At 46.5% G+C, this 23,058-nt stretch carries 18 protein-coding genes; 12 read left to right on the plus strand and 6 right to left on the minus strand.

The window, feature by feature from the left end:
• Positions 1-193: 193 nt before the first annotated feature.
• The 5 genes from PG915_RS05325 to PG915_RS05345 all read left to right on the plus strand — a co-directional run bounded on the left by PG915_RS05325 (position 194) and on the right by PG915_RS05345 (position 6,328).
• Positions 194-1,159, plus strand: a complete 966-nt coding sequence (locus PG915_RS05325; RefSeq protein ID WP_353498179.1) for a LacI family DNA-binding transcriptional regulator — start codon at positions 194-196, stop codon at positions 1,157-1,159.
• A 111-nt stretch (positions 1,160-1,270) separates the two neighbouring features.
• Positions 1,271-3,004, plus strand: a complete 1,734-nt coding sequence (locus tag PG915_RS05330; protein ID WP_353498180.1) for a glycoside hydrolase family 13 protein — start codon at positions 1,271-1,273, stop codon at positions 3,002-3,004.
• Positions 3,005-3,063: 59 nt separating this feature from the next.
• Positions 3,064-4,692 (plus strand): PTS transporter subunit IIBC, encoded by a 1,629-nt coding sequence (locus PG915_RS05335; protein WP_353498181.1) that lies wholly within the window; start codon positions 3,064-3,066, stop codon positions 4,690-4,692.
• Positions 4,693-4,777: 85 nt separating this feature from the next.
• On the plus strand, positions 4,778-5,584 hold the full coding sequence (locus tag PG915_RS05340; RefSeq protein WP_353498182.1) for an endonuclease/exonuclease/phosphatase family protein: 807 nt from the start codon (positions 4,778-4,780) through the stop codon (positions 5,582-5,584).
• A 276-nt stretch (positions 5,585-5,860) separates the two neighbouring features.
• Positions 5,861-6,328: a low molecular weight protein-tyrosine-phosphatase gene (locus tag PG915_RS05345; protein ID WP_353498183.1), complete on the plus strand. Its 468-nt coding sequence runs from the start codon at positions 5,861-5,863 to the stop codon at positions 6,326-6,328.
• Positions 6,329-6,418: 90 nt separating this feature from the next.
• On the opposite strand, the gene PG915_RS05350 is transcribed toward PG915_RS05345, so the two are convergent.
• The 3 genes from PG915_RS05350 to sppA form a co-directional block, all read right to left on the minus strand.
• Positions 6,419-7,627 carry a NupC/NupG family nucleoside CNT transporter gene (locus tag PG915_RS05350; protein WP_353498668.1) on the minus strand — a complete coding sequence of 403 codons (1,209 nt, stop codon included), beginning with the start codon at positions 7,625-7,627 and terminating at the stop codon, positions 6,419-6,421.
• A 403-nt stretch (positions 7,628-8,030) separates the two neighbouring features.
• Entirely contained in the window at positions 8,031-9,044 is a 1,014-nt protein-coding gene (gene ansA, locus PG915_RS05355; RefSeq protein ID WP_353498184.1) for an asparaginase, read from the minus strand.
• Between the two features lie 106 nt (positions 9,045-9,150).
• Entirely contained in the window at positions 9,151-11,004 is a 1,854-nt protein-coding gene (sppA, locus tag PG915_RS05360; protein WP_353498185.1) for a signal peptide peptidase SppA, read from the minus strand.
• A gap of 289 nt (positions 11,005-11,293) precedes the next feature.
• Here sppA and PG915_RS05365 point away from each other — a divergent pair, with 289 nt between their 5' ends.
• The 3 genes from PG915_RS05365 (at position 11,294) to PG915_RS05375 (ending at position 16,102) form a co-directional block, all read left to right on the plus strand.
• The gene (locus tag PG915_RS05365) at positions 11,294-13,297 is read left to right on the plus strand and encodes an NADPH-dependent 2,4-dienoyl-CoA reductase (RefSeq protein ID WP_353498186.1); all 2,004 of its coding nucleotides are present in this window, start codon (positions 11,294-11,296) and stop codon (positions 13,295-13,297) included.
• Positions 13,298-13,459: 162 nt separating this feature from the next.
• Complete coding sequence (locus PG915_RS05370; protein WP_353498187.1) at positions 13,460-14,008, plus strand: NAD(P)H nitroreductase; 549 nt, start codon at positions 13,460-13,462, stop codon at positions 14,006-14,008.
• A gap of 129 nt (positions 14,009-14,137) precedes the next feature.
• Positions 14,138-16,102 (plus strand): DNA topoisomerase III, encoded by a 1,965-nt coding sequence (locus PG915_RS05375; protein WP_353498188.1) that lies wholly within the window; start codon positions 14,138-14,140, stop codon positions 16,100-16,102.
• A gap of 55 nt (positions 16,103-16,157) precedes the next feature.
• Here PG915_RS05375 and PG915_RS05380 read toward each other — a convergent pair whose 3' ends face one another.
• Positions 16,158-16,844 carry an SDR family oxidoreductase gene (locus PG915_RS05380; protein WP_353498189.1) on the minus strand — a complete coding sequence of 229 codons (687 nt, stop codon included), beginning with the start codon at positions 16,842-16,844 and terminating at the stop codon, positions 16,158-16,160.
• A gap of 59 nt (positions 16,845-16,903) precedes the next feature.
• Here PG915_RS05380 and PG915_RS05385 point away from each other — a divergent pair, with 59 nt between their 5' ends.
• The 4 genes from PG915_RS05385 to PG915_RS05400 all read left to right on the plus strand — a co-directional run bounded on the left by PG915_RS05385 (position 16,904) and on the right by PG915_RS05400 (position 20,500).
• Positions 16,904-17,815, plus strand: coding sequence for a histone deacetylase (locus tag PG915_RS05385; RefSeq protein WP_353498190.1), 912 nt, complete (start codon positions 16,904-16,906; stop codon positions 17,813-17,815).
• Positions 17,812-18,306, plus strand: a complete 495-nt coding sequence (locus PG915_RS05390) for an NUDIX domain-containing protein (protein WP_353498191.1) — start codon at positions 17,812-17,814, stop codon at positions 18,304-18,306. Before PG915_RS05385 ends, PG915_RS05390 begins: the two co-directional genes overlap by 4 nt.
• A gap of 81 nt (positions 18,307-18,387) precedes the next feature.
• On the plus strand, positions 18,388-18,585 hold the full coding sequence (locus tag PG915_RS05395; RefSeq protein WP_353498192.1) for a DUF2986 domain-containing protein: 198 nt from the start codon (positions 18,388-18,390) through the stop codon (positions 18,583-18,585).
• Between the two features lie 256 nt (positions 18,586-18,841).
• The gene (locus PG915_RS05400) at positions 18,842-20,500 is read left to right on the plus strand and encodes a PKD domain-containing protein (RefSeq protein ID WP_353498193.1); all 1,659 of its coding nucleotides are present in this window, start codon (positions 18,842-18,844) and stop codon (positions 20,498-20,500) included.
• A gap of 97 nt (positions 20,501-20,597) precedes the next feature.
• Here PG915_RS05400 and PG915_RS05405 read toward each other — a convergent pair whose 3' ends face one another.
• Positions 20,598-21,041 carry a hypothetical protein gene (locus PG915_RS05405; RefSeq protein WP_353498194.1) on the minus strand — a complete coding sequence of 148 codons (444 nt, stop codon included), beginning with the start codon at positions 21,039-21,041 and terminating at the stop codon, positions 20,598-20,600.
• A gap of 12 nt (positions 21,042-21,053) precedes the next feature.
• Positions 21,054-22,832, minus strand: a complete 1,779-nt coding sequence (locus PG915_RS05410; protein ID WP_353498195.1) for a S8 family peptidase — start codon at positions 22,830-22,832, stop codon at positions 21,054-21,056.
• Positions 22,833-23,058: the final 226 nt, after the last annotated feature.

The raw sequence follows: 23,058 nt of genomic DNA on the forward strand, positions 1-23,058 counted from the left end.
ATGCTCCCTCTCTGGTCTTGCGTGTAGATCCGAATCTTGTGAGTAAAAATCGAGCACTCATGCTCACACCCAGTTGTATTTACTGTATTGTAAGTCAATATATTGGATACTATACCGAAGTGACTCAACATAACCCTGCATCTTGAAGTCACTTTGGTGTATGACAATAGTGCATTATTGAAGGAAGTATGTAATGAGTAAAAAGATGACAATGGCTGCGATTTCAAGACAGCTTGGAATTTCAACAATGACTGTGTCACGTTACTTTAATGGCGGTTATGTTTCGGCTGAGAACCGCCTTAAAATTGAAGCTATCGTCAAAGATAGTCATTACACACCTAATATATTTGCTCGCTCTATTCGTAGCCAATCCAATATTATTGGTTTCGTCGCGCCTCGTATCGAGTCATATACGACGAGTTTAGTGATTAAAGGGGCGCTGGCTGCTGCCAACGAATCACAAGTACGAATGCTGTTTCATTCCACAGGGTTTAATCATGAGTCAGAATGCCAAGCTGTGAGAGAGTTTAACGGCTTAAATGCACTTGGCACGATTATTATCGCTTCAAAACACAGTGTTGAAGAGACTTTTTATCGAACCTTAGATAATGTGTTATTTATTGGCAAAAACTCTCCCCATCATTGTTGTTTATATTACCCCGATCACGCTGCTATTAAAGCACTCGTCTCCCAAACCATTACTCAACTAAAACAGCAGCAAGCACCGCTGGTAGCCGTAAATTATATTTACGATGAGCGTATGCTTTCTAGCCGAACTAAGTTGATGCAAACCACCATTACCGATACCGTACCCGAGTTAAATTTTTCACTGCAAGCCTTAGCCAACTCTGAGGAAAAAACCGACTACCAGGCAGTTCAATTACAGCCCAATCATGTCTACTTTTGCGCCACCGATAATATTGCCATTCGTTTATATCGTCGCGCCAAAGAACAGCAACTCAAGATTGGTCATAACGTATGGATTGTAGGCATGGGCGACTATGATTACAGCGATCTGTTAGTCCCGAGTCTGACTACTGTGGCTTTTAACTACTATCAAGTGGGCTATCAAGCTGTCAAAAAATTGATAAAGCGCGATTTCAGTTCCGTCGAAGGCACATTTGACCTAAAAATGAGAGAAAGCTCACAGTTCTCTTGAGGTTATGAGGGCTACCTCACAGTTTGTCTGAAATTATATTGAGTCTAAACGCAATCCATTTAACCTCATGTGTTATCGATAACACATAGCATAACACAAAGCATAACATTGATGATTTGCGCCAATAACAGACATTCAAGCCCACTCGAGTGGTGGAAAAAAGCGACCGCCTACCAAATTTATCCCCGTAGCTTTTATGATACGAACCAAGACGGTATTGGTGATATCAATGGAATCATTACTAAGCTGGATTACCTAGCTGATTTGGGCATTGATTTAATATGGATTTGCCCATTCTATGCATCACCGAATGATGATAACGGTTACGATATTAGCGACTACCAAGCGATTCATCCTGACTTTGGAACCCTGGAGGATGTGGATACACTGATCGCTGCTGCTCATACGCGTGGCATTCGCATCATTATGGATTTGGTGATCAACCATACTAGTGATGAACATCCATGGTTCATCGAATCTCGAGATAACAAAAATAGCCCTAAGCGTGATTGGTATATTTGGCGTGATGGTTGTGAGCCTACCGATGAAAAACTGACTTGCGATCCAAACAACTGGGAAAGTATCTTTCATGGCAGTGTATGGGAATATGATAAAAAAACGGCGCAGTACTACTTGCACCTATTTTCCAAAAAACAACCGGATCTGAATTGGGAAAACCCTGAAGTTAAGCAAGCACTATTTAAAATGATTCATTGGTGGTTGGAGCGCGGTATTGATGGTTTCCGTGTTGATGCAATTAGCCATATTCAGAAACAACCAGATTTACCGTCTTTACCCAATCCAAAGGGTGAAAAGTATGTCTCCTCGTTTGATTATCATATGAATGTGGCAGGTATTGAAAAGCATCTGCATGAGTTAAAACTGCAGGCGTTTGATCCCTTTGGCATTGTGACAGTTGGTGAGGCCAATGGGGTTACTGCCGATAACGCATTACCGTGGGTTGCCGAAGCGACCGAGCAGGATCAAGGTGGCGTTTTCAACATGATTTTTCAGTTTGAACACATGAAGCTATGGTCGGAAGAACAAAGCAACGAGCGTTTAGATTTGGTGGAGTTCAAACGCATTTTATCGCGTTGGCAAGATGCATTAGAAGGTAAAGGTTGGAATGCGCTTTATTTAGAAAACCATGATCAAGCACGTAGTATTGATACTTTTGCCGACCCTAATTCTAGGTATGCCAGTGCTACCGCATTAGCGAGTTGTTATTTCTTGATGAAAGGGACTCCGTTTATTTATCAGGGCCAAGAGATTGGTATGGTAAATCATCAGTTTACGTCTCTTGACGAATTTAATGATGTGTCTGCTAGAAATTTAATTCAAAAACTATCTCAACAAGGTCAAAGTGACGCAGACATCTTAGCTTTGTTAAATCAGGTATCTCGCGACCACAGTCGCTTGCCAATGCAATGGAATGACCAGAATTTTGGCGGTTTTTCTGAGGTGCAACCTTGGTTCTGGGTCAATCAACAGCACGCAGATATCAATGTTGAGCAACAACAGAAAGATCCAAATTCGATTTTGAGTTTCTATAAGAAACTGATCGCTCTGCGTAAGTCAAATGTAAGTTTAGTGGTTGGCCGCTATCAATTGCTGCTAGCTAGCGATCCCAATATCTATGCTTATCAACGTGTTGGTCAAGATATGACATGGACCATTATTACCAATTTAAGTCCACAAGAGAGCATCGTTGATATCGACTGCACGCAATTAGGCGAATTAGTGCTTGATAATCAGAATATCAAAAACGAACACGTTCGCTCTGATTTTATAGCGACGCAAATTGTCCCGGCTTATGCAGCGTATATATTTGCAAGAAAACACTAATTTATATTTATCGCAGGGCATTTATAAAGCTACCCTGTATTTAAAACAAGGAATCATTTATGAGTAAGTTACTGTCGTTTGATTTTTGGCAACGATTTGGGAAATCCCTTATCGTTGTTATCGCGGTGATGCCAGCCGCGGGTATCATGATATCACTCGGTAAAGTTGTCGCAATGTATGCCGGTGGTATTGGCGCTATTGAAACACTAGGCGCTATTATGGAAAACATAGGTTGGGGGGTTATAGTTAACCTTCACCTATTATTTGCTGTCGCTATCGGTGGTTCATGGGCTAAAGAAAGAGCAGGAGGCGCATTTGCTGCTCTGATTGCCTTCATCTTAATCAACCGCATCACCGGGGTTATATTGGGCGTGGACAACGCTATGCTCAGTGATCCAGAGGCGGTTGTGATGAGCCTATTTGGTTCTGAGTTACCTGTCTCTCAATTCTTCACTAATATTTTGGGTGCTCCTGCTCTAAATATGGGTGTGTTTATCGGTATTATGTCTGGTTATTTAGGTGCCAACTTATTTAACCGCTATCATGACTTCTCTCGCTTACCTCAAGCATTAGCATTTTTCAACGGTAAGCGTTTTGTACCTTTTGTAGTTATTTTCTATTCGATGATTATTGCGTTTGCTTTATCAATCGTATGGCCTTTAATTCAAGGTGCACTTAATGATTTTGGTCAATGGATTGCAACCTCTAAAGACACAGCACCGATCACTGCTCCTTTCCTATATGGTACGTTAGAGCGTTTATTACTGCCATTTGGCTTACACCACACTTTAACTATTCCGATGAATTACACTGAGTTGGGTGGTACTTATGAGCTTTTGACTGGTACGAATGCGGGCTCTAGTGTTTATGGTCAAGATCCATTATGGCTTGCTTGGGTTAGCGATCTAAATAATCTTAAATTAAGCGATCCGACAGCTTACCAACATCTACTAGATACAGTACATCCTGCACGTTTTAAGGCAGGTCAAGTTATTATCGCAGCGTCTTCATTGATTGGTATTGGGCTTGCCATGTATCACTGTGTTGATGGTGACAAGCGCGCACAATACAAGCCAATGTTTTTATCTGCGTGTCTTGCAGTGTTATTAACAGGTGTAACAGAGCCTATTGAATTCATGTTTATGTTTATTGCTCCTGTTTTGTATGTTGCGCATGCGGTGTTAACAGGGGTTGCATTTGCGTTGGTCGATGTTATGGACCTACGTGTACATGCCTTTGGCTTGATAGAATTAGTCACTCGTATACCTATGATGGCTTCAGCGGGCATCGGTGGTGATTTGGTTCGCTTCGCATTAGTCTCTATTGTTTTCTTTGGTGTTAACTATGGATTATTCCGTGTGCTTATTGTCAAATTTAAATTGCCAACACCGGGACGCATGGGTAACTACCTCGATGACAGTTCGGAATCCATGTCAGAAGATGAGAAGATGGAAACTATTATTAAGAATTTAGGTGGCCGTACCAATATTGCTGAAATTGATGCTTGTATGACACGCTTGCGCGTTACAGTTAATGATCCGCAGTTGGTTGCCGAATATGAGTTATGGAAGCCAACAGGAGCACTTGGCGCTGTGATTAAAGAGCAAGGAGTACAAGTTATTTATGGTCCTGGAGTGGATGTCATTAAATCTAGATTAGTTGCGAAGTTTTCAGCACAACCAGCGTAATTATTTCTCTATTTAGATAGAGTAACATCGAAAAACGCAGCCTTGCGCTGCGTTTAACTCACGACAATCAATAAGTGAATAATAAATGAAGTTAATGACGTTAAATACCCATAGTTGGCAAGAAGAGAAACAGCTAGAAAAGTTGGATGTGGTAGCGCAAGCCATAATCGAGCAAGGGTGCGATGTCGTTGCATTACAGGAAGTGAATCAACATCAAGACAGCCCGGCTGTTGATGCCAATATATTAACGAATCACACTGTGTTCGCTGATAACTATGGTTATTTGTTACAGAAAAAGCTCATGGAATACGGTTGTCACTACCAACTTACATGGGATTTCGTTCATCAAAGTTATGACGTATATCAAGAGGGACTGGCATTCTTGACGCGACTGCCGATTATCGAACATGAGGTCATTGACCTAAGTGATAATTATGATGTGAACTACTGGAAACATAGGCGAGCAGTGCGTATTAAGGTTACTTCTCAACAAGGCGATTTCAATCTTTATAATTGTCATTGCGGCTGGTGGAATGACTCAGAGAACTCATTTGAGGATCAGTTCAACCAAATAAGTGCGACATTATCAACGGAATTGAACTTTCTATTAGGCGATTTCAACAACCCAAGCCATATGCGTAATGAAGGTTATGATTATGTTTTACAGCGCGGTTTGATAGATTGTTATGAAATAGCAGAAATAAAAGATACTGGAACCACTGTAATTAAAAATATTGATGGTTGGGAACAAAATATCCAAGCGCTTCGGATTGATCTGGTTTTTAGTAATCAACCAGTGGTGGTAAGGCAGCATCAGGTGATTTTTAATAATGACTTTTATCCGGTTGTATCGGATCACTTTGGGGTTCTGGTGGAAGTAGACATTACTTAATGTTTATTAACTTGTCGCATTCCGTTTGGTGATTGCTTTTTGCTCTTTATGATAAATAAAACTGACAAGCAGCCTTTGAACGCATCGAAAGTTATAATATATCTATTTTTCAATTGGTTATTTGAAATTGAGTTTACGGGGATAACTTTTACTTTGATACGAAGTGGTAGTTTTGAGGGCAAAATCCCTCCAAAACTATTCACAAGCACCTGATTTATCAACTAAAATTTTTTGTATCTTTGACGTGAAAATTGGCCGAAATTAGGTGTTAACTCTATGAATAATAAAAAGAAACCATCAATCCTAGTAGTATGCATGGGCAACATTTGCCGCTCTCCTACTGGTGAAGCAGTTCTTCGTGCGCGCGCTGAGCAAAGTGGCGTAGCTGTGACAATAGATTCAGCAGGTACGATTGGGTATCACCAAGGAAATACGCCAGACCCAAGGTCTAGACAAGCGGGGGAGGCGAGGGGCTACTCGTTTGCTGGTATTCGAGCACGGCAGGTCACGGATGATGACTTTGAAGCGTTTGATATGATTTTGGCGGCGGATAGAGATAACTTGGCGGATCTTAAACAGCTTTGCCCGGCGCATTTGCAATATAAGTTATCGCTGTTTCTGAGCTATGGTTCATCGAGTCATACTGAGATACCCGATCCCTATTATGGTGGTGACCAAGGGTTTGAACTGGTGTTGGATTTGATTGAGGACGCATCGGATAGCGTATTGGCGAAGTTTGCATAGCGTTTGACGCGCCACGCATTACCAAGCGGGGAACTGACACCTTATTTGAGCTTGAGGTATCAGCTCCCCTGGTTGTACGTTAGCTAAGCTTTACAGCACAAAGAATAGACCAGCAAGGCAAGCACTCATTAGGTTAGCGAGTGTGCCGGCTAGAACGGCTTTAATGCCAAGGCTTGCAACATCAGAGCGGCGTTCTGGTGCCATGGACGCGATCGCGCCAATTTGAATTGCGATAGAGGCGATGTTGGCAAAGCCACAAAGAGCAAAGGTGATGATGACCTGAGTTTTGTCAGACAGCATGGCTTTTGCTTCCACAAAGTCGATGAAGGCAACAAACTCATTTAAAATCACTTTCTGACCGATAAATGAACCTGCTGTCAGTACTTCACTAGAGTCCACACCGATTAGCCAAGCAACAGGCGCAAACACGAAGCCAAACAGCAGCTCCAATGTCATACCTTTGCCACCAAACCAGCCAGTGATAGATTCAATAGCAGCGTTTAGCATTGCAATCACACTGATGAAAGCAACAAGCATCGTACCAACCGCAACAGCGACTCTCATGCCGTTCATTGCGCCAGCAGCGAGCGCGTCAATGATGTTGCTTTGTTTGCTGTCATCGAGTTCAATATTGCTATAGTCAGACGGAGTTTGTTGCTCTGGTACAAGCAGCTTAGCCATCATCAACGAGCCTGGCGCGGCCATGAAGCTTGCGGCGATGAGGTACTTGAGTTCAACACCAAGTCCTGCATAACCGCCAAGCACGCTTCCCGCGACCGATGCCATACCGCCGGCCATTACGGCAAATAGCTCTGAGCGTGTCATTGTGCCTAGAAATGGGCGAATAAGTAGCGGTGATTCACTTTGCGATAAGAAAATGTTGCCAGTAGCTACCAGCGATTCAGCTTTGCTGGTGCCAAGGAATCTTTGCAGGCCGCCACCGATAATGCGAATGGCCAGTTGCATGATGCCAAGGTGATAGAGCGCCGCAATCAGTGCACTGATGACCACGATAATTGGCAGTACGCGAATGGCAAACACGAAGCCGTTTGTAGCTAAGTCGCCAAACAAGAACTGAATACCACGGTCTGAGAAGCTAAGAATGGTGGCTACGCCGCTGCTCATGGCGCCGAGAATATCTTTGCCAAGTGGAAATGCGAGGACAAACGCTGCGACTAGCGATTGTAGAAGTAGGGCGCGAAGTACGGTGTTCCAATTGATTGCTGAACGTTTTTCAGAGAATAGGTACGCGATAGCAATAAGCGAAACGATGCCAAGGAGGCTAGAAAGAATAGCGATCATTGAGCAGCACCTCCAAACAGTTGAATGGTCGATGTGCCAAAGTGATACCAAGAAGCCGCCAGTGATGGACGCGGAAACCACATAGTGTGGTAGGAATTGAATAAAGTTGTCATTGAGTAACCTTTACAAGCTGTGAAATAAGCTGGTCCGATTCCTTGGGGTCATTCACAGATCCGTGGTGACGGCTTGTATTGGTTGTGTTCAGGCTTTCACCTGACAAACGGCGCGGGAGTATATAGAAATAAATGAAGAATGCACGTGCTAAGCGTGAGTTGTATGTCTGTTTGACTAAAAGGCCACCAGTTCGCCGGCTTTTAGTAACGGTTAGGCTATGATTAAGAGTATATAAAAAAGCCGCAGTGATACTTCACTGCGGCTATAAAGATGGGCGAAAGAGAGATTACTTACTCATTTCACCGCGCAGTACTTCCAGCATTTGCGCTTTAATCTGCTCATAACTCAGGTTTTGACTAAGCAGATAGTGAAGCTTGGCAAGCGCTGCTTCTGGCGTCATATCGAAACCGCTGATAACGCCGGCATCAGCCAGAGCACAGCCTGTCGCATAACCGCCCATGTTCACTTTACCCGCCAAACACTGAGTTAAGTTGACTACCAATACGCCACGCTCTGACGCTTCTTTCAGGTGCGCCAAAAGCTCTGGATTTTGCGGTGCATTGCCCACTCCAAACGTCAGCAAAATCATTGCATTAACAGGTTGCAGCAAGGTATTGCGGATCACTTCGTGTGAAATACCCGGGTACATAGTGATAACGCCAATAGGCTGTGGCGTGATGTCATGTACCTTGAATTTACCTTCCGGCTGTTTGTTGATTTCCACACCACTGCTTAGCTGGATATTAATCCCTGCTTCTAAAAGAGGTTGCAGGTTTGGTGAGGTAAAGGCATTAAAGCCATCAGCGTGTGATTTTGTGCTGCGGTTACCGCGCATCAGCTGGTTATTGAAAAACAGCGTCACTTCGTTGATTGGATAATTGGCTGCGATGTGAAGCGCGTTCAGCAGGTTTGCTTGGCCATCTGAGCGAAGCTCTGCCAGTGGGATCTGCGAGCCAGTAACTATCACAGGCTTGCCAAGATTTTCCAGCATGAACGACAATGCCGAAGCGGTGTACGCCATGGTGTCGGTGCCGTGGAGGATCACAAAGCCATCGTAGTTGTCGTAGTTGTCACGAATGTCGTCGGCGATCTGTTGCCAGTCAGCAGGCGTCATGTCTGAAGAGTCGATGAGCGGCTCATATTCATGAATAGTGAACTCTGGCATCTCTGGACGATGGAATTCTGGCATGCTCGCCAGTTGCTTTTCCATAAAGCCCGCGACAGGAATGTAACCATGATCGGACTTTTGCATGCCGATAGTGCCGCCAGTATAGGCGATGTAGATGTGTTTACGCGTCATGACAGACATTACTTTGAAACTGGGAACAGGTGGGGCGATTATAACCAAATCAAACAAAAGAGCCACCGATTGGTGGCTCTAAAGTAAGGTTTAGCAGAGTTATCCGCTATTGGACATTACAGGTCAAACAGAGAACGTAGTAGCCTTTTGGATCGTTAAAGCTTTCCATGAGACTTGCGTGCTGCTGAAGCTCTGTTGCAACTGGCAATAGGCTTTGTGGAACCCAAGCTGAAATATCAAGCCCTAAGCTGACTTTCACCTGCTTCATGAGATCCTGTACAAACTGCTGTGCAGGACTCAGTGGCTCTTCTACCCAGTACACGTCATATGCTTCTAAGTTAGCCAGCTCTGCGGCGCGAGCGATAGCATCATCAAAGTCACCAATTCGGTCAACAAGGCCGTGGTCTAGCGCATCTTGGCCTGTCCATACACGACCTTGAGCGACGCTGTCTACTTCTGTCTGGCTCATATTACGGTTATCAGACACTAGAGTGATAAAGCGTTTATAACCGTGCTCAATACCCATCTGGAATGCAGCCGATGCGCCTTCGTTGAGGCCACGCGTCACACCCACACCCGAGAACGGTGAAGTGCCAACGCCATCTGTGTTGACGCCAATGTTGTTGAGCCCTTTTTCAAATGTAGTGATAACGCTAAAGATACCAATTGAGCCGGTGATGGTTGTTGGCTGAGCCATGATCTCATTCGCGCTCATTGAAATCCAATAGCCGCCAGATGCAGCAACGCTCGACATAGATACCACAACAGGCTTGCCTGCATCTTTCAGTGCTTGAACTTCATTGCGAATAACTTCCGAAGCAAAAGCGCTACCGCCCGGGCTGTCTACACGTAGCACAACCGATTTTACGCTGTCATCTTCGCGAGCTTGTTTAAGCAGCGATGCAATGGTGTCACCACCAATCGTGCCTCGTGGCTGTTCGCCATCCATGATTGATCCGCTTGCCACAACAACGGCAATTTGGTTGTCAGGCTCTGTTGGCAAATCAAACGGCACGCTTGCTAGATACTCGTAGTAGCTCACGGCATTAAAGCCACCGTCACCATCGCTGCCAAAGGCTTCGATCATGGCTTCATTGACTTGCGGTTTAGTCACCAGTTCGTCAACTAACCCTAGCTTTTTAGATAGAGCGGCAAGGTCACCATCGACGTTTTTCAGCGACGCTAAGAAATCATCCATACTTGGCGTGAGCACGCTTGGCTCGATTTCGCGGTTTGTTGCAACATCATCAACATAAGCGCCCCACAACTGAGTCACCCAGCGAGTTGCGTTGGCTTTTGCGTCTTCTGACATGTCGTCACGAAGGAATGGCTCGACCGCGGATTTGTAGGTACCCACGCGGAACACGTGTGTAGTGACGTCGAGTTTTTCAAGCAAGGTTTTGAAGTACATTGAGTAGGCACTGTAGCCACGGATCAACACTGCACCATCAGGGGCAAGGTAGACTTTGTCGGCGTAGCTGGCGAGGTAGTATTGGCTTTGATTGTAAAACGCGCCATAGGCATAAACCGGTTTGCCTGTTGCTTTGAACTCGTTGATGGCTTTCGCGATGTAACGCAGTTTGGTTAAGCTGGTTTCCGGCATTTCTCGCAGCGAGAGAACCAGTCCTGTGACTTTGTCATCTTGAGAGGCATGGCGAATGGTGTCGACAATATCAAAAACAACGTTCTCTTTTGGAAGCTCTTGGCCAAACAGTGAGCCAGTGAACGAGTCCATCGGGTTGACGTAAGTGCTTTGTTCGACAATGGGGCCTGAAAGGTTCATGACCAATGCGGTGTCTTTCTTCTCGACCGCTGGTGGTGCATCACTTTGGGTGAAGGCAAAATACACCATGGCGATCACAGCAAAGAAAAATAGATTCACTATGGCGAGGCGAGTGAAGTTAATCAGCTTCCAAATGCCTTTGAAAATCATACCTATAAAACGAAATACTTTTTTCATCATCTCTCCACATCACAAATGTGAGTGTTTATGTCCTTTAACATCAATTACTAGTGTAGCGCTGAGGTTAACAATTCGCAGTATCAATTATGTAATTGTACGTATGTGACGCTGACTTCTATCAGCTTGAGGGTTAACTGAATATAAATTAGAGACTTACCATACTAGATGAAGTTCAAAGAATCAGAAAGTTTTTCTGTTTATGTTGTAAGAATGTAAACGCTAGTTTGATTTTTTAACCTTTACATAATATTCTGGTCAGACCACAACAACAATAAATGGATCTGCCATGTACCCGAATTTACTTAAGCCACTGGATTTAGGATTTACTCAACTTAGAAACCGAGTGCTGATGGGATCAATGCACACTGGTCTTGAAGAGCATAAAGAAGGTCTACACAAGCTTGCTGCGTTCTACGAGGAGCGTGCAAAAGGTGGGGTTGGGTTAATAGTAACAGGCGGTTTCGCGCCTAACCTTCGTGGTCGCCTCGCCCCATTTGCTGCAGAGTTTAGTAAACCGAAGCATGTTAAAGCACACAAAGTGGTCACTGAAGCAGTTCATAAACATGGCGGTAAAATAGCACTGCAAATCCTCCACGCAGGACGATACGGCTATCATCCATTCTCTCAAAGTGCCTCCAAAATTAAATCACCGATCACGCCATTTGCTCCGAGTGAAATGAGCAGTCGTCAGATTTGGAAAACCATCGACGCCTACGCCAACAGTGCCTCTTTGGCGCGAGAAGCGGGTTACGACGGCGTTGAGATCATGGGCTCAGAAGGTTACTTCATTAACCAGTTCATCTGTAAGCGTACCAATGTACGATATGATGAGTGGGGTGGCAGTTATGACAATCGCATTCGTTTGCCGTTAGAAATTGTCAAAGCGGTTCGCGCGGCTGTCGGAGAGGATTTCATTATCATCTTCCGTCTTTCTATGCTGGATCTCGTTGAGCAGGGCAGCACCTTTGAAGAAGTCATTCAACTGGGTAAAGCGCTTGAGCAAGCGGGCGTAACCATCATTAATACCGGTATTGGTTGGCACGAAGCAAAAGTACCGACTATCGCGACGCAAGTGCCACGCGGTGCTTTTACTTGGGTAACCGAGAAAATTCGTCCACACCTTTCTATTCCGGTAATCACGACCAACCGAATTAATACCCCGGATGAGGCAGAACGCATTCTTTCATCTGGGCACGCCGATATGGTCTCTATGGCGCGACCTTTCCTCGCCGATCCCAACTTTGTAGCCAAAGCCGAGCAAGGTGAAGCTCACTTCATAAATACTTGTATCGGTTGTAATCAAGCATGCCTAGATAATGCATTTAAAGGTAAGCGAGCGACATGCTTGGTGAACCCGCAGGCGTGTTATGAAACGGATTTGATCATCAAGAAAACGGTGAACAGCAAAAACATCGCGGTTGTTGGCGCAGGGCCTGCTGGACTGGCTTGTGCAACCATGTTGGCCGAAAAAGGGCACTCGGTTGATTTGTTTGAGAAGAGCGATCGTATCGGTGGCCAGTTCCGACTTGCTATGCAGATCCCAGGCAAAGAAGAGTTTAGAGAAACGATCCGCTATTTTGCCAACCGTATTGCTCAGACTGGCGTTAAGCTGCATCTCGAAACCGAAGCGACGGCTGATCTATTAAAAGAATACGATGAAGTTGTAATGGCAACAGGCGTTAAGCCTCGCATGCCGAAGCTAGAAGGCATCGACAACAAAGACAAGGTCATTGATTACCAAACGGTAATTCGCGATAAGACTTACCTTGGTGAAAACGTTGCGATCATGGGCGCTGGCGGCATCGGTATTGATATCGCAAGTATGATTACTGAGCCGCATGGTCAAACGCTGGATGATTGGCTACACGATTGGGGCATTGATAAGAATATCGATCATCCTGGCGGTTTGTACCCGTTCCCAGATTCGACGACGGACACCAATGTATGGGTGATGCAGCGTAAAGAAGGCCGCGTCGGCAAAGGTCCAGGTAAAACCACAGGTTGGATCCACAAAAAGACCCTTGAGAAGCGCGGCGTCCATCTACTTGGCGGTGTCACTTACGACAAGATTGATGCAGAAGGTCTTCACATCACGGTGAAGGGCGAATCAAAACTCATCCCTGCCGACAAAGTGGTGATTTGTGCCGGACAGGAACAGGTGAAGCCGTTTGAAAATCAATGGCCGGAGTTTGGTGACAAGCTGCATGTCATTGGCGGTGCGGACTATGCGGGTGAACTTGATGCCGTGCGAGCGATTCGACAAGGTGTTGAGCTAGCCGCCAAGCTATAAGCAAACTAACACAGTCCGAACCAAAACTTCTGGGCTGACGTGCTTGCTGCTGCACAACTGGCACGTCAATCCAGAGCCACTAAATGAGATCGGTTCTCATTGTTGGTGCGTAAAGGTTAACGTTTTGTTATTATGGCGAAACGATAATAAGAGGTATGTGTTATGGATGCTTTAGACCTGTTGCTTAACCGACGCTCAATAGCCAAACTTTCCGACCCCGCACCAGAAGGGGTTGCACTAGAAAATATCATTAAAGCGGGACTACGAGCTCCCGATCATGCTGGATTGACGCCTTGGAGATTTGTTCTCGCTCAAGGAGACGGTCGCCAGAAACTCGCTGATATACTTGCTAACGCCGCTACTCTTGCGGGAAGTGACACCGCTGTTATAGAAAAAGCACAGAAAGCGCCGTTTCGCGCCCCACTGGTGATCACGGTTATCGCCAAGGTGACGCCGCATGAGAAAGTGCCTGCGTTTGAGCAACACCTATCAGCAGGCTGCGCGGTACAAGCGATGCAAATGGCCGCGGTAGCACAAGGTTTTCAAGCGTTTTGGCGTTCAGGAAAATGGATGTTTGATGACACTGTCCGCCAGGCGTTTGAGCTTGAAGGTGACGATCAAATTGTTGGTTTTCTCTATGTCGGCACCCCTGGATGCACGCCAATGAAAGTGCCAGAGCGAGAGCTTGGCAAATTTGTGCAGTTTTTATAACAGCGGCTTTTTATAGCAGCCGTTTTTTGTAACCGAGATGGATTAACTGGCTATTTATACAGTTTTTTCTTGATTCGCAAAGGTAAGCTTAGTTAAGCTTACCTTTATTTTTTCGACTCATTTCATTTTATGACGCGTCTCTTCATTGCAGAAAAACCCAGCCTTGGCAGAGCGATTGCCGCCGCCTTACCTAACCCTCAGAAAAAAGGGGATGGGTTTATTCAATGTGGGAACGGCGATGTCGTTACTTGGTGTATTGGACACTTGTTGGAGCAAGTTGAGCCAGACGTTTATGACGAGCGCTACAAAAAATGGAATCTCGCCGATCTTCCGATTGTGCCCGACCAGTGGCAGTTAAGACCGAGAAAAAGCGCCTCCAAGCAGCTTACAGCGGTTAAGAAGTTACTTAAAACCGCGACGCAAATCGTCAACGCCGGTGACCCAGATAGAGAAGGGCAACTGCTGGTGGATGAAGTCATCGATTACTGCAAAGTCCCTAAGTCTAAGAAGGAGACCGCTCAGCGCCTGCTGATCAGCGACCTTAACTTACCTGCGGTAAAAAAAGCGCTCAATAATATGCGCATGAACCGCGAGTTTGTGCCTTTGTCAGTTTCTGCATTGGCGCGTTCACGTGCTGATTGGCTCTATGGCATGAACATGTCCCGCGCTTATACTTTGCTTGGTCAAAAGGCTGGTTATCAGGGCGTACTGTCAGTTGGACGTGTGCAAACGCCGGTATTGGGATTGGTCGTTCGCCGAGATGAAGAGATTGAGAACTTTGTACCTCGTGATTATTTTACTTTGCACGCCTTGATCCCATACCAAGACAATGGCCCCGCATTCGATATTCGCGCCAAATGGCGACCGAGTGAAGCGTGTAAGCCATGGCAAGATGAAGAAGGGCGTGTTCTTAATCGTAAACTGGTCGAGAACGTGGCACAGCGTATTCAAGGTCAGCCCGCTAAAGTTATTAAGTCCGAGCATAAGTCAACCAAACAAAACGCGCCGCTGCCTTATTCTCTGTCAGCGCTGCAAATTGACGCCGCGAAACGCTACAACATGAGTGCGCAACAAGTGCTGGATGTGTGTCAGGCGTTGTATGAGAAGCACAAGCTGATTACTTATCCGCGCTCAGACAACCGCTACTTGCCAAAAGATCACTTCTATCAAGCCAAGGACGTACTCGCGGCGATCAAAAACAACAGCCAAGAGTATTCCGCAGCGGTTGATGGTGCAGACAGCAGTCGCAAGTCTAAAGCTTGGAATGACAGTAAAGTGGATGCCCACCACGCGATTATCCCAACGCCTAAAAAGACAAGCATGGTGCTCTCTGGATTTGAAGAGAAAGTCTATGGCTTAATTGCACGACAGTATGTGATGCAGTTTTATCCGGCCGCCGTGTATGCCGAAGCCATGTTGGAGTTCGATATTCAGGGTGGTCAGTTCGTCGCAAAGGGCAAGCGTCTGCAAGAGCCTGGGTGGCGAGTATTGCTAGGTAATAGCGCTAATGATCAAGAAGAAGGTGTGGATGCCGTTCCACCGCTTGAGGTCGGCACCGTTCTCACGTGTCGTGAGGGGCAAATTGGTGAGAAGAAAACCGAGCCACCGCGCCACTTTACTGAAGCCACTTTGCTGCAAGCGATGACCGGCATCAGCCGTTTCGTTGAAGATAAATCACTGAAAAAGATCTTGCGTGATACCGATGGTATCGGCACAGAAGCGACTCGCGCAGGCATTCTAGATACGCTATTTAAACGCCAGCTACTAAGCCGTCAGGGCAAGTCTGTGATGTCGACACCCGCAGGTCGAGGTCTTATCCATGCGCTGCCTGATGAATCAACCTATCCAGATATGACGGCGCATTGGGAGTTTCAGCTACAAGGTATGACGGAAAAGACCCAGTCGTATGGGCCTTTTATGTCGGATTTGAATGTAAAGCTGGATCAGTTGATGGGGCAAGTGAAAACTGGCCCGATTCCAGACTCGCTGCGTAATCTACCGAAAGTGGAAAAGCCAGCTTTCAAAAAGTACAAAAAGCGCCGCGCCGCAGGTAGCTCAACAGGAAAGCGCCGCAGTAAACCTAAAGCGAGCTAATTGATCGCCCGCTGCTAGTATTTTTAGTTATTAATAGCGCTACCAAAGTGGAGAGTTACCAGGGTAGCTCTTCACCTTCAAAGTTCAAAAACTTACCAGAATCATCCAGAGAAGCATTGCGGATCACCTTGTACAAACCGCTTGCTGATGCTGAGGTGGAAATAAGCGCATGTGGTCCGCCCATCTCGGTTTGCACCCAGCCAGGGTGGAGCGCCAGTACGGTAAAGCCTTGCGAGGTGAGATCGTTACTCAAGCTTTTCACGACAGAGTTAAGCGCTGCTTTTGATGAGCGATAGACATAACCGCCACCGGAGGTATTTTCTGTCATGCTGCCAACCTTCGATGACAAGCAGGCAATGATTTTCACCGACGAATTGATGAGTTTTGGATACAGCAATTCAGTAAGTTTAAGCGGTGCGATACTGTTGATTTCAAATACTTTGCGCCATTCTTCGACATCGGTATTACCGAAGCCGTAGCCTTTCGGACCGTAGTAGCCTGCGTTATTGATGAAGATGTCGATGTCCGGCAACGTTTGCACTAATTTCGCTACCGCGCCGTAATCAGTCACATCCAGCGTGTGCGTGGCTAGGTTCGATTCGCTCACTTCCAGAGAAAGCAGCTCGTGAGCGGAACTGGCGCTGCGGTAGGTGGCATGAACCTTAAAGCCGGACTCTAAGTACTTTTTCGTCAAAGCGAGGCCGATACCTCGATTGGCTCCGGTTATGAAGACGGTTTTCATGTTGCTCTCCTAACGCTACTATGTTTTTGTGTCTTTGATTTAATTGAGAATAGAATACTTTGATTCCACTCATCTATCACCCTATTTACTCTGCGCTGCCATTGCCTGATGGGCATCGTTATCCAATTCGTAAATATCAGCTGCTTTATGAGGCGGTCGCAGAGCGCTATTCCAACTCGTCGCTATTTCGATTTGTCGAACCCCAAGCGCTTAGCGTGGCTGATATTAAACAGACCCATTGTCATACCTACACCGATAATTTAGTGTCTGGACTCCTGCCAGCTGCGAACATGCGCCGTATTGGCTTTCCTTGGAGTGAGAAGCTTATCGAGCGCACGCTGATTTCAACGGGTGGCACGGTACTCGCCGTTAAAGAAGCACTCGAAAATGGCTTAGCCATTCACTTAAGTGGCGGGTATCATCATGCCCATTTTGATTATGGTAGCGGTTTTTGTCTGTTTAATGATTTAGCCGTTTCGGCGCAGCACGCGATATCGCAGGGCATCGATAAGGTACTGATTATAGACAGTGACGTTCACCATGGTGACGGCACCGCATCGTTGATGGCACAAAACTACCAAATCATCACACTCTCACTGCACTGTGATAAAAACTTCCCTGCGAGAAAACCCGATTCTGATTTCGACGTGCCATTTATTAAAGGTGCTGAGGATGACGATTTTTTGCAGAGCTTTAAGCAAGTGGTGCAATTTGCTCTCGATATTCATCAGCCTGACTTGGTGATCTTTGATGCTGGCGTTGATATCCACCAAGACGACGAACTTGGTTTCTTAAATGTCACCCTTGATGGCATACGTGAGCGAGACCGCTGGATGCTCGCTACTTGTCAGAAGCGTAACATTCCGATTGCGTGTGTGATTGGTGGTGGTTATCGCAGTAATCACGCAGATTTAGTGCCGATTCATATGTCGCTCATAGAAGCTGCGGCTAAGTTAAAGGAGTTAACATGAAACATCGCATTCGCGCCGCAGGGATAGCGGTTAACGACAATCGCATTTTGATGCTGCGCGTAAAAGATCCCTACTCTGGCGAATACTGGATCCCACCAGGTGGCGGCTTTGAAGCAGGAGATATCAGTACTAAGCAGAGTTTGGTACGTGAGTTCAAAGAGGAAACGAACCTGGATGTCGATGTTGGCGAGCTCATTTGCGTGCGTGAGTTTTATGAGACTTCGGCAGAGCGCTACCATGTTGAGCTGTTTTATCACATTCCTGATTGGCAAGGTGAGCCTGGCCTTGGAAATCTCGTGGGGCTTAATGATGAAAGCTATATTCAAGAAGTGAAGTGGCTTGCTATTGATGAACTGTCGACCTTAAAAGTTTTCCCAGCAAACTTGGCGCAAGATGTGCTGCCGATAATTGAAGATCAGCGTTTTGCAACGCACCTTGGCAGCTACGTACAAGGTAAAGGGGATGAGATTAATGTTCTCGATGGCGAGTAATAGTGCTTAGCAGTGGATTAACACCCAAGAGAGCGCTATCATGCGCAGCCCATGAAAACCCGCTAGAGAATAGAGCCGTTTATGAACAGAAAGAAGAAGGTCATCCAGATCCTGAAAGCGAAAGCGAAAAAAGGCAACGCTAAAAATCAGAAAAGCAACAAGCCGCGCTATATCTCAAAAGCTGAGCGCGCCAAAATGGAAGCGGAGCAAGCGGCGAATTCAGAGCAAGCTGAAGTGGTTGAAACGGTAGAAGCTACGGAAGGAACTGCAGATTCGTAGGTGTTTCAATCATCCTACTTTTCTCAAGCTATCCCGACGTCCTAACTTCACCTCGTCATCGTCACTTTGGCTGAACGTAGCTAGATTCAAATCACAGAGCCTGTAATTCGAGTAACATATCAGTTACGGTTGAGCCTATATCAACTCGTAAAACCTCATACTCACCACCAAATCATCCGTTAGGTTCCAATAAGCCTGACTACTGTGAATGTGTAACACCTAGGTGTTTAACTCATTCACAGTAAGGAACCTTTTCATGGATCGACCACTATCTGGCTCACGCTTGACTATTTGGCAAGGGTTGAGCTTAGCGCTAGCCGTGTCTAGCTTGAGTTTTTCTTCCCACGCACTGGTTAATGGCCAAACTGAGCTGCCTAGCGTTTCTAGCATAAGTACAACCAATCACACCCTAAGCGTGAGCTCTGAACAAACGGAATCGGCTCTTGTTACCTCAGAAGTGTTTGGTTTTTCTGAGCCAGGTGCGAGCTTTATCAAAGTGCATTTTCGCGATGTGGTATTGGCTGAAGGCGCAGCGATTGAAGTCGTGAGCAGTGACGGGAGTGAGCGTTATGTCTATAGCGCGAAGCACAACACCCCGATGACAATTGATAGTAGTCAAGGTGATGACGGCGTAACGCAGTTCGCTGCCATGTCGATAGCCGGTGATGCGGTTGAAGTGGCACTGATAGGCGAGGGCAGTGCGGTCGTTGACTATATTCAAGTTGGCTTACCTCAAGGCCAGCTTGAGCAAGTGATCAACGCGAGTCCTTCCGGAGAGGAGTCAATCTGTGGCTCGGATAACAAGCAAGCTGTAGCGTGTTTTGATGATAAATATGGGAAAGAGGTGGAGCACAGTAAACCTGTTGCGCGCATTCTCATTGGTGGTAGAAGTCTATGTACCGCGTGGCGTGTTGGTCCCAACAACCATATGATGACCAACAATCACTGTATTGAGTCGGCGAGTGAAGCTGCAAACACTGAAGTATGGTTTAACTATCAGCTCAGTCAATGTGGTGGCAGCCGAGGCACGGTAGTGAAGGTGCAAGCCGACAAGCTGCTGGAAACGGGCTACGACTTGGACTTTAGTCTGTTTACTGTTAAAAACTTTTCGACCATTCAATCCTTCGGTTATCTTGGCCTCGACCCACGTATTCCAAGCTTGTTAGAGACCATTTACATACCTCAGCACCCAGGTGGTCGTTTGAAAGAGCTTGGCGTAGAAACAGACAGCGGTGCACGTTGTGTGGTAGACCGACCGGTAACCAACGGTCGCGGCAGTAATACGGATTCTGGCTATCTTTGTGATACCGAAGGCGGCTCGTCGGGCTCTCCGGTACTGGCCGCGAGCAGCCATCGTGTTGTTGCCTTGCACCATTTGGGCGGCTGCTACAACAAAGGCGCCCACATCAGCAAAATTTGGCCTTTAGTTTCCTCGCACTTTCCGGCTGGTGTCCCTACTAGCAATGTCGGCAGCCCATCGGGTGGTAATCAGGCTCCTATCGCTCAAATGGATGTGAATTGCACCGCACTCTCTTGCCAGTTTAACGCCAATCAATCTAGCGACTCTGATGGCAACATTGCCAATTACAGCTGGCGATTTGGTGATGGGGCGAGCAGTCAAGGCGTAAGCGTCAGCCATAGCTACGTATCATCGGGGCAATACACAGTGGCACTAACTGTTACCGACAATCAAGGCCTGTCAGACTCTACAACTCAGGTGGTCAGCGTACAAGACAGTTCCAATGGCACTTGTGGTGCGCTCACTTCGTGGTCGGCTTCTCAAACTTATTTAGGCGGTGATAACGTGCAACATCAAGGCTCTAAATATCAAGCTAAATGGTGGACACGCGGTGATAACCCTGCTGATATCTCAGCGCAGTGGGATGTGTGGACGTTGGTCGGGGCTTGTCAGTAGATAGAAGCTGAAAATTGCAGTATGTCTGACAATAGTAGAGATGCTAATGCTCGTTTAAATGCCTCACGTTTGTAAGGCATTTTTTAGTCATTAAGCGCTACTGCTGCAAATATTTACTACTATTGAGCTCAATCTTTGATGCTTTCACGCGACTATCCGCATTGAGGTAATCGCTGATCGCGAGTAGATCTTGGCCTTGTGATGCACGAAGCACTGCTGACTCACCTTGTGCGAAGACCACTTCAAGCTTTAGCTCGGTAGCAACTGCTTTGGCATCTTTGGCATTGTCGACGGTAATAAACACCAGCCCAGTCGCCTTGGAGACGTTACTGAATGGGTTTTTAAACACTTCATCACCCACGTGGAGTTCAGCCACGTTAGCAATTTCGTCGACGGATAGCGTGCGATACGGTTCGCCATTGACTTCTAGCGCATTAGAAGGAGCAAAGAGATCGGGTGTTGCTTGTTCGGCTAGCTGTTTTGCATTCGCACTGGAGACTGCCATCGTTAGCGCAAGAATTGAGAATGTAATTGTTTTCATGAGGTGGGCTCCTTAATGACCGAAGATACGCATAGACCAGTTTTTGAGAACGCCTGGTTGTGTGTTGTTGGCCATTGGCACTTCAAAAATAGTGGACGAGTTGAAGTAAGCTAAGTATGAGAACACTTCATCACCGTTGGTATCGATAGCGCGCAGTGTCCATTCGCCTTTCGCACTTTCACCATAGAATTGGTTCGATAACATGAGCTGATTCTCGTAACCCGCTACGCCTGGCTCAAGCGATTGGCCAACTAAGCCATTACGAGGGGTTTGCAGTACTGAGCGAGTACCGGAAGGGGAGATAAGCTCAATGGCTAGGTCTGGTAGGCGAGTATGATCGAGTGTTAGCTTGACCTGTACTGACTCGACCGTGAGTTCATCGGAAACGCTAATTGATGACTCGCCTCCTGCTAGGCTCGCATCTGGCACTGTGACTTTAGAGGCATTGTTAACCCATGGCGTGATGATCTGCGGTGGTAGGACATTGTTAGTCATACGAGCGCGTTTCATCGCTTCATCTAGGTTAACCGCACCAAACCCATAGAAGGCATGAAAATCAACACCAGCCGCGTTTTTCTGCCACGGGGAGATCGCTTGGTAGCTCACCAGTTGACCTTCGCTGTTCACAAAGTCCAGTGACACGCCGGGATCGTCTGCATCGGTAACACTTGCGGTCTCTGCGAGTAAAGCACGGACATCGCGCGCGGTTAACGCGTGGTTGGTTGACATGATTGTTGCAATCGCACCGGAAGTATTCGGCGCCGCAGAAGAGGTACCGTTCATGGTGCTGGTGTAGTTACAGTTTGGATCGAACTCAGTGCCACCATGCAGGCCATTGATACCTAAGTCGCTGCTGGTGTTTTGTCCTTGCTCACAGCCCATTAGGTCTGTGGTGACCATTGCAGGGTAATCTTGACCGTATTCACCGGCAGGTGCCGCTACCCAGACGTTCGTACCGACAGAAGAGTAGCTAGTGCGAGTGCCATCGGCTCTGAGCGCACTGGTAACGAGGTTGTAGTAGTTGGCGTTGTCGTAAGACTGCTGAGAGTTGTGCATTGGCAGTCCCAGATTATTGCCTCCGGCAAAGAAATCTTTAGGCAGAACAAAGAAGCGACCGGTATTGAAGTAGCGATAACCATTGCCCGCTGATTTAACGAATATTGCCCCGCGTCCCCATGCGTTATAGCTGCTGACATCTTTCATCACGTCCAGTTCAAGCTTGAACTCAGGATCAGTCTCATCAAATGGAATCGGTGTGGTAGGGCTAAAGCCATAGCTTTGGTTAAACACGCGAACATCGCTGGTAGACGGGTCTGCACCGTGAGATATCAGCCAGCCCTCGACGGTTTGGCTATCAAGCCAGTTAAAGCTCACTAATGAAGAGCGAGAAGCAACGCCACGGCCGCCTTCACCATTATTGCCCACAGCGCTTATCAAACCAGCAACAGCGGTGCCGTGACCATTTTCATCAATAGGGTAGTCAATTGGAAATTCGGAGTCCTCGACTAGGTTTCGGCTACCGGCAACCACGTTGGCAGCTAGATCTGGGTGATCAATTTGCACCCCGGTATCAATCACGGCGACCTTCACACCAACACCAGCAATTCCCATCGCTTGGGTGAGCTGTGTATTTAGGTCATTGCCGACAACACCAGGATTGGCAGCAAAGGAGGTTTGCCCGGTGTTATTTAAATGCCATTGTTCAGAATAGAGTGGATCGTATGCGGATGCTGTAGGGACAATCCCTACGGTCAGCATCGCCGCAAATAAACGACTAATGCGAATTTTCATTTGTGACCTCATGTCTTTATTTAGAATGTTCCTGTCTGATACTCCTTAAGACAGGCGAGACTAAATTAACGAGGAAACATGGCTGCGAAAACCGTTCACATTGTGTTTACATTCGTTTTTCGAGGCATCACATTGTATTTTGTTGAAATGTGCCCTGTTGCATACTGGAGTTGCATGAAATCAGCGGATTAGAGGAGGGGAAAGTTCATTAGGTAACAACGTTAAC

This window comes from Vibrio sp. CB1-14 (assembly GCF_040412085.2).
Lineage (GTDB): Bacteria > Pseudomonadota > Gammaproteobacteria > Enterobacterales > Vibrionaceae > Vibrio > Vibrio chaetopteri.

Bases quoted from the DNA above. Each gene is read 5' to 3' on its own strand.
- PG915_RS05325 (WP_353498179.1), top strand. From the start codon at position 194: ATGAGTAAAAAGATGACAATGGCTGCGATTTCAAGACAGCTTGGAATT.
- PG915_RS05330 (WP_353498180.1), top strand. From the start codon at position 1,271: ATGATTTGCGCCAATAACAGACATTCAAGCCCACTCGAGTGGTGGAAA.
- PG915_RS05335 (WP_353498181.1), top strand. From the start codon at position 3,064: ATGAGTAAGTTACTGTCGTTTGATTTTTGGCAACGATTTGGGAAATCC.
- PG915_RS05340 (WP_353498182.1), top strand. From the start codon at position 4,778: ATGAAGTTAATGACGTTAAATACCCATAGTTGGCAAGAAGAGAAACAG.
- PG915_RS05345 (WP_353498183.1), top strand. From the start codon at position 5,861: ATGAATAATAAAAAGAAACCATCAATCCTAGTAGTATGCATGGGCAAC.
- ansA (WP_353498184.1), bottom strand. From the start codon at position 9,044: ATGACGCGTAAACACATCTACATCGCCTATACTGGCGGCACTATCGGC.
- sppA (WP_353498185.1), bottom strand. From the start codon at position 11,004: ATGAAAAAAGTATTTCGTTTTATAGGTATGATTTTCAAAGGCATTTGG.
- PG915_RS05365 (WP_353498186.1), top strand. From the start codon at position 11,294: ATGTACCCGAATTTACTTAAGCCACTGGATTTAGGATTTACTCAACTT.
- PG915_RS05370 (WP_353498187.1), top strand. From the start codon at position 13,460: ATGGATGCTTTAGACCTGTTGCTTAACCGACGCTCAATAGCCAAACTT.
- PG915_RS05375 (WP_353498188.1), top strand. From the start codon at position 14,138: ATGACGCGTCTCTTCATTGCAGAAAAACCCAGCCTTGGCAGAGCGATT.
- PG915_RS05380 (WP_353498189.1), bottom strand. From the start codon at position 16,844: ATGAAAACCGTCTTCATAACCGGAGCCAATCGAGGTATCGGCCTCGCT.
- PG915_RS05390 (WP_353498191.1), top strand. From the start codon at position 17,812: ATGAAACATCGCATTCGCGCCGCAGGGATAGCGGTTAACGACAATCGC.
- PG915_RS05395 (WP_353498192.1), top strand. From the start codon at position 18,388: ATGAACAGAAAGAAGAAGGTCATCCAGATCCTGAAAGCGAAAGCGAAA.
- PG915_RS05400 (WP_353498193.1), top strand. From the start codon at position 18,842: ATGGATCGACCACTATCTGGCTCACGCTTGACTATTTGGCAAGGGTTG.
- PG915_RS05405 (WP_353498194.1), bottom strand. From the start codon at position 21,041: ATGAAAACAATTACATTCTCAATTCTTGCGCTAACGATGGCAGTCTCC.
- PG915_RS05410 (WP_353498195.1), bottom strand. From the start codon at position 22,832: ATGAAAATTCGCATTAGTCGTTTATTTGCGGCGATGCTGACCGTAGGG.